We start from the raw sequence: 13,399 nt of genomic DNA on the forward strand, positions 1-13,399 counted from the left end.
CAAAAAGGATTTTTTATAAATTTTAAAAACTTTACAAAACCACAAAAGTCACAAAAGCTTCTATATTAAAACAATTTAGTTTAATTAAGTAAGTTAAAATAATGCTGTAGAAAGGCTCACATTAAGATGAAAATCAAAGATTTTCGCAAAACTTAGGTGTACTTATTATGCATAAAAATTGGCTCTAAAAATTTAAGTATTAAAAACTTTTGTGTCTTTTGTGGTTAAAAATAATTAATGTAAAAGTTTAAACTGCTTTTTTGTGACAATTACTGTTTAAAAAATCTATCAAATAAAGACAATTGCTCAGACAATGATCTGCTCCAATATTCGGGAACATGGCCTCCCAAAGATTCGGTATAGAGATGCTGGATCTTCATTTCTGTCAGTTTTTTATGAAAATTTCTATTCATGTTGATCATTTGAGTGTCTTCTGTACCGCAATCGAAAATATATTGCTGTCCAGCTTCGGCCATCAATTTTATTTTGCTGTCAGTAAGAAAATTAAGGCTGATCGATTCCAATGGTCCCAGAACTTTATTCACCATATATTTCTGATATCCTTCCCCGAATGAATTGAAATCCAATGCTCCGCAAGAACTTCCTACAATACCAAATGTTTTATTATAGGTAACTCCGATATTGGTTGCTCCGTAACCTCCCATACTCCATCCTAAAATTCCGCGAAATTTTTTCTCAGCTTTCACAGGATAATTTTTATCGATAAATTCTACCAGTTCTTTTCCAATAAAGGTTTGATATTGGGAATCTTTTACGATCGGACTGTCCACATACCATGAACTGTAATTTCCATCCGGAAGTACATAGATTGTTTTCAATTCCTGAGCTTTTTTAACCAGATCAGGAATATCCTGCTTAATGATTCTGTCCGGGTTGCCACTGAAACCATGAAGAATATAGACAGAAGGATATTTCGTATTAGGCTGAAGATTGGGTGTAATGATAACTGTTTTGATTTTTTTATTCATTTTCGGACTGAAAATTTCCTGATGAATAATTTTTTGTGCTGATAATGGGATAAATGCAGCCAGCACAAATACAATTTTGATGAGCTTCTTCATGTTAAAAAATGTTTAATTAATGATAATCACGGATTTTCAATTATAGAACATATAATGTACCAATGATCTTATGATAAAACAAAATTGCAACAGAAAAAGAAAAAAAGCCTCAACATATGTTGAAGCTTTTTAATTTAAATCCTTCTTGATCCGGCTAAGCTGTGTAGGCGTTATTCCAAGATAAGAAGCAATATGATGCTGTTTTAATCTATTATATAATGATTTATTTTCAAATAACTGTAAATATCTTTTTTTTGCAGTTTCGTATTTCAGGGATACTTCCAAAGGTTCTTTTTTCACTACCCAGTTTTTTTCCAGATAATACATATGAAAAAGAGCCAGATCATGATGCTTTTCAAGTAGTTCACGATAGGCTTTTGCAGGATATTGTATCACTGAACAGTCTTCCAGTACAATAATATTGAAATCGCTCGGTTCATTTTTTATAATGGCGGCTGTAGAAGCTGCAAAACTGTTTTCTTCAAAGAAAATTTTATAAATATTATTTCCCTGTTCATCTACTGTATAATACCCTATCAATCCTGATTTGATAAAATAATAATACCTTGCCATAGAACCGGATTCCAGCAGAAGATCATTTTTATGATAGTATTCTTCCGTACAGATATCCAGTAAATCCTGAATCGTTTCTTTGGATAAAGGATAATACTGATTGATATGCTTTACAAATTCTGAATGGTTCATTTGGTAATATTTTATCCTAACACGCAATTATCTTTGAAAATTTGTGCTATCTGTGGGCAAAAAAGGTTTAATCCAATGTTTTTTTCATCATCAGATCAGTCTGTTCTTCTTCTCCAAGTCTGAAAATGTGTTTATCAAATTCAACAAATCCGTTTTTTTTGTAGAAATGTAAAGCTCTCAGATTTTCTTCCCATACACCCAGCCACAGATAAATTTTTTTGAGTTGCTGAGCAGTATCTAAAGCCTGATTATAAAGAAGCTGTCCTACTTTTTTCCCGTGATGGCTTTTCTTCACATAGATTCTTTCAATTTCCAGGCTGGTTTCGTCCTGAAGTTCTGTCTGCGCTTTGCCGGAATTGACTTTCAGGTAACCTACCGGATTGTCTTCTTCCCAGGCAATATAGAAAGAGGAGTCAGGATTATTCAACTCAGATTTTATCTTTTCAGTATTAAAGCTTTCTTCCAGATACTTTTTCATAGCCTCTTCTGTGTTATCTTCAGCAAATGTTTCTGAGAAGGTCTGAATTCCTAAGCTTTGTAAAGTTTCTAAGTCTTCAGCCACCGCTTTGTTTATGATAATTGAACTCATGATCGTAAGAATAAATGTTATGAGAAAAGAATTTTCTTAAAAGCTTCAGAAGCCAGATGTACCTGTACGCTCCAATCGTCTGCAGCGTCACTTCCGGCATCATCAGAAATATATTTAAGGCATAGAAACGGGATCTTTTCCTTTTGAGCAATCAATGCCAGTGGATAGGCTTCCATGTCTACAATATTATAATCGGTTTCGGAGTGGTTCATTTCAAAACTGTCACCACTGCCGCAGATTCCTTCTTTCAAAGTATCCATTTTAAGACCATATTCCAATACAGGCGGAACTCCGGATAGAGGGGTTTCATACAATTTAAATCCAAGTCCTCTTACATCCATATCCCTTTGGATGAACTTTGTACAGCATACTACTTCTCCCTTGTGAAATCCTTTACTTCCTGCAGAGCCTAAATTTACAATCAGTTTAGGTTTTCTTGCGTGAATTTCTTTGGTTAATTCGATGGCGGCGTTTACCTTTCCGATGCCTGTAATTAATTTATTTTTGTCATTAAATACGGTTCCTGCTTCAGAATCCAATGCAAAAACAAAAAGGGTGTCATCAATTGAATAGTGAGTTTCGTTGTTAATTTTTATCATTGAGAAATCAGATTTATACAGCTGTGGCACTGCATTACAAAGATACGTTTCTTCTAATATATTAAATTAAAAACCCCAAAACAATTTATTTGTTTTGGGGTTCTGTTATCTTAAATACTGCATCCGTCAGCATCACAGGAAGCTCCGCTGCCACCGGAAAGATCCTTAAATGGACTTACGGTTTCTTTGTAAGTCTGCTGAAGTGCATTTTCAAACGCTTCTACAGGCTGAGCTCCGGAAACTGCATATTTACCATTCAGAACAAAGAAAGGAACTCCGGAAACCCCATTGTTTCTTGCTTCCTGAATATCCTGATTGACTTCATAATCCAAATTATCTGTTGTAACCGCCTGTTTTGCCTCCTCTTTATCAATTCCTAAACTTTCTGCAAGAGCAACCAAAACTTCAGTATCTCCTACATTTTTTCCGTCAATAAAATGAGCGATAAATAATGCCTCTTCCATTTCATTGGACTTATTGTGCTTTTTAGCCAAATGAAGCAATTTGTGGGCACTGAAAGTATTGGTGATCAGAGCTTTTCCAAAATCAAAATCAATTCCGGCTTCTTTTCCCATTTGGGTAACCTGACTAAGCATTTGTGTAGCCTGAGCTTCAGGAACTCCTTTCTTTTCTCTAAAATATTGAATAGTATCCTGAGTTTTTTCTGGATCTAAAGTTGGATCCAGCTGAAAACTCTTCCACTCCACTTCTACTTCATCTTTGAAAGGAAGCTTGTTTAAAGCCTGTTCAAAATTATTTTTTCCGATATAGCAAAACGGACACATTACGTCCGACCAGATTTCTATTTTCATTGTATTTAATTTTAAATTAAAAAAACTGTTTAAACTTTTAAAAAAAATTCAATATCTATTAAACCATTAAGAAGGATTTAAGAAATAAAGCATAGTTAAGATGAATCATTCTGATTTTTAAGCTTAAAGCGAAGCTTACCTTAATATTTTCAACACCTTAATACAATCTTACTGTTTCAAAAATAAAAATTTAAACAAGTTTCAAATTAATAGAACAAAGGTAATGTATTTTATTTAATGTAACAAAAATTATTACAGTTTAATTCTGACAGCTGGACAATACCTGGCTGCGCTTTTCGAATATCCCTCTTAAGATCATCATCAGAAATGCAAGAAGCCCGAAAACAACACCTATCCATGGAATATACGCTACTCCTTTTGTAACGATTATCCATCCTCCGATTGTAGTTCCCACTGTCACACCCAGATTTCCGAACGATGTGGCAAGACTATTAGCAAATTCCAGTGATTCCGGTGCTGAAGAGATCATATAGGTAGATGCATTCAGAAAGCTAGGTGAATACAGAAATCCCCAGATTCCGATAACGGCAATCGTTGCCCATAAATTTCCATCAGAAAAATAGAGAAGAATGGGTACCAGAATGGTTCCAGAAAGAAAGATAGCGGTAGTTCCTGCCACATTTTTATTAAGCATTTTCCCAGCAACCCCATTGGCCATCACTCCAATAATTCCAAATAACAAAAGCATATAGCTTACCATTGAAGTATCCATCCCTTTGGCTTTATTCAGATAATCTGCAAAATAGCTGTAGGTAGAAAACCATGCGGTAATCATAAAAAAGTTAGCCAGAGTACTCAGAATAAATGGAGGCTGCTTCAGGATTCTGACCTGATTTCCATAAGATTTTTTCTCTTTTACAGGCATCGCAGGAAGAAGAAAGTAAATGACAACCAGAGCAATCAAACTGACTATAGTTTGTATCATGAATGAATATTCCCAGGACCAAAGCCCCGCAATCCATGTGGCAAAAGGAACTGTAGTGACCATGGCAATGGCAACTCCATTAAATACAATTCCCATCAGTTCATTTTTTTTCCGGTCATCAGCCTGGGAGACGGCCACAGATAATGCTGTTGCAATATATACAGGCTGGAGAAATGCCGGTAAAATCCTAACCAGCATCAGTAGCCAGAAAGGAGGTGAAAAAGAAGACACAAATCCTGTAATCAGAAACATGAAAATGGCTGCAAGCATTATTTTTTTACGATCAAAACCTGATGTAAGTAAGGTCATGAAAGGTCCTGTAAGAGCGATAATTAATGCAAAAGCACTCAACAGATACCCCGCTTTGTCTATACTGATTTTATAATGTTCTGCAACTTGTGGAAGAATTCCGATGACCCCAAATTCTGTTGTAATAACGGCTATAAACCCCAGACATCCAATGTATGCGTATTTTTTCATTATACTTTTTCTCCAACAGAATTTAAATTTTGATGAGCAAAAGCAGCCATTTCACTTACGGCAGATTCTACTTCTTCCAGAATTTCTCCCATATGCATAAATCCGTGAACCATGTCTTTGTAGAAACTTGTTGTAAGGGCAACGCCTGCATTTTTCATATTTTCAGAAAGCTGTTTTCCGTCATCAAGCAAAGGATCATGTTCTGCAAGAATGACTAAAGTAGGTGGAGTTTCTTTAAAATCTTGTATTAAGACAGGAATCGCCAAAGGATTATCTTTTTCTTCGTTGGGAAGATACCAGTCCCATGCTTCTATACCACCCTGTTTATTAAGAACCGGTCCGTTTTCATACGTTTCCCATGATTTTGAACTAAGCTGATTATCGGCTGCAGGATAAATTAACACCTGAAATTTCAAATGTTTGCCCATTTGGGTAGAAACAGCAGTAGCCAATGCTCCGCCGGCACTGTCTCCTATAATTCCTATTTTGTCAGGATCTATTCCTAAAGATTCTGCATTGGCTATTACCCACTTTATACCGTCAAGAGAATCGTTTAAGCCCGCTGGAAAAGGATGTTCCGGAGCAAGACGGTAATCTATAAAAATAACCACAGATCCGGTTTTATTAGCCAGTTTACGGACTACCGCATCATGGGTTTCGTATCCTCCAGCTATAAACCAGCCTCCGTGAATATAAATAATAGCCGATGAATTCTGAACATTCTTTCCGTTAGGACGGTAAATCCGAATGGGAATCTGATGGTTTTCCTGTTGGATATCCAATTCTTCGATCATTGCAACGGATTCTTTCTTACCACTAAGCTGAAGAGACATTGTTTCAAGGTATTTACGGGCTCCGTCTAAAGAATCCTGTGGATTGAAAGGTTGTATTTTTTCTAAATGATTTAAAATCTGTGTTATATTAGAGGTTAACTGCATTTTCATTTTTTATTTAAGTTATTATTGTTTCTGCAGGGAACGTGAGCGCTATTGTTCCTTACTGCCGCATATTTTCTGCTTTCTGTGTACAAAATTAAATCTCAAACCTTACATTTGCACTGTATGCAGCTAAATGTATGGTACTAACAAATTTGTAAGTAATGGGAAAGCTAAAAGAAAATTCGACGAATAATATCAACAGACAGTATATACAAGGATGCGACCTGAGCTATGCTGTATGTAAAATCGGAGGCCGATGGAAACTGATTATTTTAAACAAACTAAAAGACGGAAAATTACGTTTCAGCGAACTTAGGAACTCTATTTCAGGAATAACGGAAAGAATGCTTACCCTACAGCTGAGAGAATTGGAAAAAGAAAACTTAGTAAAAAGGACTGTTCATGCAGAAGTTCCTCCAAGAGTAGATTATGAGCTTACAGATATTGCCCGGGAGCTGATCCCTATATGGAAACAGCTTGATGAATGGGGAGGAAAGCATAGGGAAATGATGCTGGCACTGGAAACGATTGAGGAATAAGAGATTTTAAAGATTTCGAAATTAAATAGGTTTGAAAATAAAAGGATCGGGATTTTATCTTTGATAAAATCCCGATCCTTAAACGTCTTAGAAATATAACAATTACATCTCTGCGTTTGCTCTATTTACCCTTTTTGAAAACAAAATATGAGCGATCAAAGCCAATACCCCAAATACCGTTCCTACAAGACATACGCCGCTCCATTGAGCCTTTTGCCATGCAACGGATGCCAGCCAGGTTCCGAGTGAGCCTCCGATGAAATAAGACACCATATACACTGTATTCAGTCTGTTTACAGCATTTGATTTGATCAGAAAATAATTGGTCTGGTTCATAATATGGCTGGACTGCACCCCAAGGTCTACCAGAATTACTCCTACAATGAGTCCCCAATAGGTTTCTCCGGCAAAATAAGTAAAGCCCCAGCTTCCGATAACGATCAATAAGGAATATAATATAATGCGGTTAATATCCAGATATTTTTGAAGCTTTCCCACTTTTGCGGCAGCTAAAGCACCTACAGCTCCTGCTAATCCAAAACTTCCTACAACAGATGATCCGGCATTAAAAGGTGGTTTCTCCATGTGAAAAACCAAAGTTGTAAACAATGCACACATAGACCCAAATGCCATTGCCCCGCGGAAAGATGCCAGCTGAAGAACGGGTTGTGTTCTGGCAAGTTGGGCAACAGAACGCATCAGCTCTTTGTAAGTTCCTTTAAAATTAGGTGAAAGCTCAGGAAGCATTTTATATACAGCCAGCCATACCAGGATCATAAGTCCTGCCGCAATACCAAACATCGCTCGCCAGCCCCAGACTTCACCTACTATACCTCCTACAAAACGGGAAAGAAGAATTCCCAGTAACAGTCCGGACATTACCAATCCGATATTGGCCGATTTTTCTTTATCTGATGAAAGTTCTGCTGCAATAGGAACAAACAGTTGTGGAATAACCGATGTAGCTCCAATCAGCAGACTGGCAGCATACAGCATCCACAATTGAGTGGCAAAGGTCATCCACAAAAGGGATCCAAAAACAAGAAACAAGTCTATTAAAATCAATTTCTTACGGAAAAACTTATCACCCAACGGGACAATCAGAAGCAGTCCCAATGCATAACCGATCTGAGTAAGTACAGAAATTTTACTTGCTGCGCTCTCAGAAACATGCAGCTCTTCTGAAATAAGTGCCAGTAAAGGCTGATTATAATAATTGTTGGCAACTACCAGTCCGGAAATAACGGCCATAAGCCAGATAACAGTCCGGGAAATACCTTGGGAAGAACTCTCCTGCATTACGTATAAAGTTTTTATTTGAATTGAAAGGGGTCTGACGGCAGATCATAATGCATCCGTCAGATTTTTAAGAGATCAAAGATAATCATTAAAAAAAGAAATTATTCTTCCTGTGTCTTTACATTTCTAAGAATAATACAGGATTCTGCGGTAAGTAGAATGATTTCAACACCCTGTCTGTATGATTGTTTTTATTGATGATATATATCGATGGAAAACCTTTTGAATGTTAGAAATATTAAGGAAATTTGCAGCATGAAAATCATTCCGCTCAAAGAAGGCAATTTCTCAGCAAGCAAAACCAAAGACTTCACTCTTTTAACAGAAGAAAATTTTGATAAAGTTGGTGGAATCAAAATGTCTGTACAGCCTTTTCTTATCATCACTGAAAATGATTATATTCTTTTGGATGCCGGAATTGGCTGGAAAAATGAGTCCGGAGCAACTGTTATTTCAGAAATTCTGGAAAGAGAAAATATTCATCCTGATCAAATCACAAAGCTATTGCTGTCCCATCTTCACAAAGATCATATTGAGGGTGCAGTAACCGCTACTGATAATGGTTTTGAAGCCACTTTTCCGAATGCCCAGATTTATATACAGAAACGTGAACTGGATTTTGCCATGGAAAAGAAAGGTAATCCTTCTTTTGATTTTACTATTTTGGAACAGCTGATTCAGCTTCCCAATATTATCTGGATGAATGAAGACAAGGGACAAATCACAGATGAGATTTCCTATGAAGTGGCAGGAGGACACACTCCTTTTATGCAGGTTTTCTGGATCAGGGAAAATGGAGAAACTGTTTTCTATGGGGCTGATGATCTTCCGCAGGCCTCTTATTTAAAATACCATGTAGCCTATAAAAGTGATTTCGATGGCAGAAAAGCCATGGAATTACGCCTTAAATGGGAAAAGGAAGCAAGAGAAAGCCGTTGGAAAATTCTTCTCTATCATGATCTGGATAAAGCGGTAATAGGAATTTAAATAAAAAAAATGGTTTAAATTTCATTAAACCATTTATAAATATCAAATTCAGAAGGAATGTTGAGTTTTTTTCTGATCCTGTTTTTTCTGTTTTGTATCGCTTTGGGTGTTACAAAAATACAGGTTGCAATTTCCTTAGTGGTCATATTGAGCTTAAGATAAATACAAAAGATCAGTTCAGAATTTTTAAGGGCTGGCTGTATAGCAGATAACTTTTTAAAAAAATCAGGATGAACCAGTCTGAATTTATTCAGCAGACGAGGGGAATTTGCTTTGGCCAGGGCCATAATTTCGTCTTGTACAAGAATTTTCTGTTTCAAATCCTCTAAATTGGGTTCAGTTTTTCTATTTTTCATAATACTTTCTCATCTCTACGCATTTCAGATACCACATCTTTTGTGAATCTGTACAAAGTCATTTTTTTCTCTGCTCAATATGGTTTTTGCTAATTTAATATCGGGAACAAAATAATTTTTATGTATTCAAAATTTTATTGGTTTTCATTACTATAATACAACAATTCATAACGTATGGTTTGTATTTATTGAATGATTGTGTTAAAAAAATCACACCTATGAATTTTATTACATTTTTATACTGGCAAAGAAAGAAAAAATGATTAAAATTTTATAAAAACCGCGTACCACATAGATACCACGTTATATTTTAAACAAAAATATCTTAACTGCTTTTATCAGCCTGTTTCCCTTTATTTACGCATTAATTTTTGGTGGGATGTAAATATAGTGGGTTATTGCCTTTACTTTTTATGATCTCAGTCAATGTTTTCCGGGCTATGCATGTGTAAAAAATGAATATATGTGGTATGTGAATGGTACCACATGATAAGAGAAATCAATAAAATTGATGTTCCTTTATTTTATAAATAAAATCACAACTATGATTATTGATAGTTTATTAATTTCTTTTGGAGTGGAAACCAGAACTTATCATACAGGCGAGATAATCTTTCATGAAGAAGAGCTCCCATCCCATTATTATCAGATTAAAAAAGGGAAAATTAAACTCAATAATTATACGGAAGACGGCAAAGAGTTTATTCAGAATATATTCTCAGATGGCCACAGCTTTGGTGAATCTCTCCTGTTTGTAGACCGGCCTTATCCCATGAATGCTGTAGCGATAGAAGATTCCGTTATTTACAAAATGCCAAAGCAGAATTTTTTGGACCTGATCAAAAGTAACCCTGAAATTTCACTCAATATTTACGAATGTCTTGCTGAAAGAATGTATTACAAATATATCATGCTGTATAATCTTTCTTTCCAAAATCCCGTTGGTAAACTGAAACTACTGATGGATTACCTGAAAAGTTATCATGAAGATAAAACGCTTTATTCTTTCCAGATTCCTCTTACCCGCCAGCAGCTGGCATCACTCACCGGATTACGTGTAGAAACAGTTATACGGACCATAAAGCAGATGGAGAAAGACCAGATTGTGAAAATAGAAAAACGGAAGATTTATTATTAAAAGTAAAAGCCGGAGAGATCCGGCTTTAATTATTTGTTGAACAATATATGTATCGTTTTCTTCAAACTCTATAATCCTCTACTGATCAAGCTGTCTTTGAAATTCCTCCAGATATTTGGCAAGATGAAGACCATCAGCCAATCCGTGATGGGCTTCAATAGAAACCGGAAGATACTTTCTGCCGTCACGGATATTGAATCTTCCAAAAGCAATTTTAGGGACTGATTCTGTAGTATTAAAATCTGTAGGGTGTAATATAGCACTGAAGGAATTCCATGGAATAGTCGTGTGTCTTACGTGGTCTTTTCCCAGTCTTCCATTGCTTAATCTTAATCCTGAAGTCTGATGCACTCCTTTTATTTCCTCCTGCAGCGTTTCATTGAAGGTTTCAAAATCTTCTGAGAAAGGAGTAAATGAAAATCCGAAAGTCCCATCCGGTCTTCCAATCGTACTGCCGGCATGAACCGTATCAAACTGTATTACCTGACCATCGATAATTCTCAGTTTTAATTCATTCACAGTATTAATTGCGACCATAGACTTGTGAAAATAATAGGCAAAAAAAGAATATCCTTTTTCTTTCGCTGTGTAATACGCTTTTGTACAGTCTACCTCTGTTGTAAATCCAAAATAAGGGCTTGCCATTTTAGAAAAAAATTCAAAATGCTCTTTTCTGTTCCAGTTCTCTATATCTACAATCTTCATTGATTCTTATTTGCTGCAAATTTCTGAAAGTTTATCCGGTTTTAAAAGCTTATACATAAAAATATAATTAAAACTTAATTTGGTAAATCAGCTATTTGGTAGATATTTTGCTGCAAAATACACGTATTTTACAATCTAACTTGTATATCTTCAGATAACTCCTTTTCATTCAGGAGCTTCACAACATAAAACTTAATTAATAACTACATAAAAATATAACAATGGAAAAAATCGGGTTCATCGGACTAGGAAATATGGGCCACCCTATGGCAAAGAATATTGAAAAAGCAGGATTTCCACTTTCGGTTTACAACAGAACTTCTGAAAAAGCCAGGGATTTTGAAGAGAAGTCTTCAGTCTATACCCAAATTAAAGATCTGGTACAAAACAACGATATTATATTCACAATGCTGACCAACGACAGTGCTGTAAAAGCCGTATATGAGGAAATTCTTTCTTTAGATATTCAAGGAAAACTCTTTATAGATATGAGTACTATTTCCCCGGAAGCCTCAAAAGAAACTGCAGCTGCCTTGAAAATAAAAGAAGCTTCCTTTATTGATGCTCCCGTAGCAGGCAGTACTCAACCTGCACAAGAAGGGACACTAATCATTATGGCTGGAGGTGAAGAAAAAGACATCCAGCGTGCTATGCCCTATTTGTTGAAAATGGGGAAATCTGTGAAACATTTGGGTGAAAACGGAAAAGGAATCGCAGGAAAATTATCTATCAATTATTTTCTTTCCACCATTTATCAGGGACTGGCAGAAACTGTTTTACTGGCCGGAAAATTAGGCATTGAAAGATCTGATATGCTGGAAATAATCAATGAAAGTGCCAGTGGAAGCGGTGCTACCAAAGTAAAAACACCTTTATTAATAGCAGACCAATATGCTCCGGCATTTGCTCTTGATTTGATGCTGAAAGATATTCTTCTTGCTAAAAATGCAGGCGCTGATTATCCTTTATCCGAAGCTTTGATTCAAACCTATCAAAATGCACACGACAAAGGCTTTGGTCAGGATGATGTTATCGGGATCATCAATTATTTAAAAACAATAGGATAAATAAGGAGATCATGAATTACAAAGGGAACCATTGGTCTGCAAGAAAAGTGGATCATATCTACATCGTCAGTCTTGACAACCATTCTAATATTGCAGAAGCTTTAACGGACTTTATTCAAAACCGAAATATTCAGGCAGGAGAAGTTACAGGAATAGGAGCTGTAAGTGAAGCAACACTTCGTTTTTTTAATCCTTCAACCAAAAAATATGTGGATAAGACTTTTAAAGAACAGATGGAAGTCACCAATATCTCCGGAAATATCTCTGAAATAGAAGGGAAACCGACTCTACACCTTCACATTACGTTGGGAAGAGAAGATTATACCGCTTTAGCCGGACATCTTTTAGAGGCAAAAATCCAGGGAGCAGCAGAATTCATTATATATCCGCTGGATACCAGAGTCGTAAAAATTAAAAATGAAGAAATAGGAATCAATCTCTATGATTTTGAAAAATAAAGCTCCAGTTGCAGTGGAAAGTGGTATTTTTGATAAAATATTTATTTGATGTTTGAGGTTCTGCTTTCCCATATTGAGAATAAAGTTGATATTACTGACGAACAGAAAAATCAGGTTCAGACTTTCTTTACCCTTAAAAAACTTCGTAGAAAACAATATCTTCTTCAGGAAGGAGATATCTGCAAATCGTTGTCTTTTGTAAGCAAAGGTCTGTTAAAATCTTATTTTCCGGATGAAAAAGGAAATGAACACATCAATATGTTTGCCTTTGAAGGCTGGTGGATCTCAGACTTCAACAGTTTTATCAATCAGGAAAAATCGGTACTGAATATTGATGCTGTTGAGGAAACAGAAGTATTGATGATCACCTTGGAAAATTATGAAAAAATGCTGTTGCAAATTCCTGTGATGGATCGTTATTTCAGAATTTTATATCAGAACAGCCTCGTTACAAAAGATTACAGACTCATTGTTTCCAACGGTTATACTGCTGAAGAAAAATATCTTCAACTGGCACAAAAGAACCCTGAAATGATCAAAAGAGTACCTCACAATCTTATGGCCTCTTATCTTGGTCTTGCTCCTGAAACCGTAAGCAGAATCCGTAAAAAGAATTCTTTAAACAACACTTGATCCAGATCAACCCGAATGCATGATCCAAATCAAGGATAAAAGCCTCTTATCATCCATAATTTTGTA

Annotated in this window: 16 protein-coding genes; 6 read left to right on the plus strand and 10 right to left on the minus strand. The window is 35.8% G+C overall.

The features are described from left to right. Positions 1–269: 269 nt before the first annotated feature. The 7 genes from ACPF63_RS09255 to ACPF63_RS09285 form a co-directional block, all read right to left on the minus strand. Positions 270–1,082, minus strand: a complete 813-nt coding sequence (locus ACPF63_RS09255; RefSeq protein WP_426482788.1) for an alpha/beta hydrolase — start codon at positions 1,080–1,082, stop codon at positions 270–272. Positions 1,083–1,211: 129 nt separating this feature from the next. Beyond that, complete coding sequence (locus ACPF63_RS09260) at positions 1,212–1,787, minus strand: Crp/Fnr family transcriptional regulator (RefSeq protein WP_426482789.1); 576 nt, start codon at positions 1,785–1,787, stop codon at positions 1,212–1,214. A gap of 67 nt (positions 1,788–1,854) precedes the next feature. Beyond that, positions 1,855–2,376 carry a GNAT family N-acetyltransferase gene (locus tag ACPF63_RS09265; protein ID WP_426482790.1) on the minus strand — a complete coding sequence of 174 codons (522 nt, stop codon included), beginning with the start codon at positions 2,374–2,376 and terminating at the stop codon, positions 1,855–1,857. A gap of 17 nt (positions 2,377–2,393) precedes the next feature. Further along, positions 2,394–2,975 (minus strand): nucleosidase, encoded by a 582-nt coding sequence (locus ACPF63_RS09270; protein WP_180563740.1) that lies wholly within the window; start codon positions 2,973–2,975, stop codon positions 2,394–2,396. 110 nt (positions 2,976–3,085) lie between these two features. Next, entirely contained in the window at positions 3,086–3,787 is a 702-nt protein-coding gene (locus ACPF63_RS09275; RefSeq protein ID WP_426482791.1) for a DsbA family oxidoreductase, read from the minus strand. 259 nt (positions 3,788–4,046) lie between these two features. Further along, positions 4,047–5,213 (minus strand): MFS transporter, encoded by a 1,167-nt coding sequence (locus ACPF63_RS09280; protein WP_426482792.1) that lies wholly within the window; start codon positions 5,211–5,213, stop codon positions 4,047–4,049. Further along, on the minus strand, positions 5,213–6,157 hold the full coding sequence (locus ACPF63_RS09285) for an alpha/beta hydrolase (RefSeq protein WP_426482793.1): 945 nt from the start codon (positions 6,155–6,157) through the stop codon (positions 5,213–5,215). Before ACPF63_RS09285 ends, ACPF63_RS09280 begins: the two co-directional genes overlap by 1 nt. Positions 6,158–6,312: 155 nt before the next feature. Between ACPF63_RS09285 and ACPF63_RS09290 the strand changes: the two genes are divergently transcribed. After that, entirely contained in the window at positions 6,313–6,690 is a 378-nt protein-coding gene (locus ACPF63_RS09290) for a winged helix-turn-helix transcriptional regulator (protein WP_426482794.1), read from the plus strand. A 102-nt stretch (positions 6,691–6,792) separates the two neighbouring features. Here ACPF63_RS09290 and ACPF63_RS09295 read toward each other — a convergent pair whose 3' ends face one another. Next, positions 6,793–7,989, minus strand: coding sequence for an MFS transporter (locus ACPF63_RS09295; protein ID WP_219072680.1), 1,197 nt, complete (start codon positions 7,987–7,989; stop codon positions 6,793–6,795). Between the two features lie 255 nt (positions 7,990–8,244). On the opposite strand from ACPF63_RS09295, the gene ACPF63_RS09300 reads away from it, so the two are divergent. Next, entirely contained in the window at positions 8,245–8,976 is a 732-nt protein-coding gene (locus ACPF63_RS09300; RefSeq protein WP_426482795.1) for an MBL fold metallo-hydrolase, read from the plus strand. A 14-nt stretch (positions 8,977–8,990) separates the two neighbouring features. Here ACPF63_RS09300 and ACPF63_RS09305 read toward each other — a convergent pair whose 3' ends face one another. Next, a complete protein-coding gene (locus tag ACPF63_RS09305; protein WP_077417421.1) occupies positions 8,991–9,332 on the minus strand; it encodes a helix-turn-helix transcriptional regulator in 342 nt (113 codons plus the stop codon). 544 nt (positions 9,333–9,876) lie between these two features. Between ACPF63_RS09305 and ACPF63_RS09310 the strand changes: the two genes are divergently transcribed. Further along, positions 9,877–10,470, plus strand: a complete 594-nt coding sequence (locus tag ACPF63_RS09310) for a Crp/Fnr family transcriptional regulator (protein ID WP_426482796.1) — start codon at positions 9,877–9,879, stop codon at positions 10,468–10,470. A gap of 78 nt (positions 10,471–10,548) precedes the next feature. Here the strand turns inward: ACPF63_RS09310 and ACPF63_RS09315 are convergent, their stop codons facing one another. After that, positions 10,549–11,175 (minus strand): CatA-like O-acetyltransferase, encoded by a 627-nt coding sequence (locus ACPF63_RS09315; RefSeq protein ID WP_426482797.1) that lies wholly within the window; start codon positions 11,173–11,175, stop codon positions 10,549–10,551. A 221-nt stretch (positions 11,176–11,396) separates the two neighbouring features. Between ACPF63_RS09315 and ACPF63_RS09320 the strand changes: the two genes are divergently transcribed. The 3 genes from ACPF63_RS09320 to ACPF63_RS09330 are packed head-to-tail and all read left to right on the plus strand — an operon-like array spanning position 11,397 to position 13,333. After that, positions 11,397–12,242 (plus strand): NAD(P)-dependent oxidoreductase, encoded by an 846-nt coding sequence (locus ACPF63_RS09320; protein WP_426482798.1) that lies wholly within the window; start codon positions 11,397–11,399, stop codon positions 12,240–12,242. 11 nt (positions 12,243–12,253) lie between these two features. Next, complete coding sequence (locus ACPF63_RS09325) at positions 12,254–12,700, plus strand: PPC domain-containing DNA-binding protein (RefSeq protein ID WP_426482799.1); 447 nt, start codon at positions 12,254–12,256, stop codon at positions 12,698–12,700. 48 nt (positions 12,701–12,748) lie between these two features. Further along, positions 12,749–13,333 (plus strand): Crp/Fnr family transcriptional regulator, encoded by a 585-nt coding sequence (locus tag ACPF63_RS09330; RefSeq protein WP_426482800.1) that lies wholly within the window; start codon positions 12,749–12,751, stop codon positions 13,331–13,333. The last annotated feature ends 66 nt before the right edge of the window (positions 13,334–13,399 follow it).

This window comes from Chryseobacterium sp. R2ACT005 (genome assembly GCF_049949215.1).
Taxonomy (GTDB): Bacteria; Bacteroidota; Bacteroidia; order Flavobacteriales; family Weeksellaceae; genus Chryseobacterium.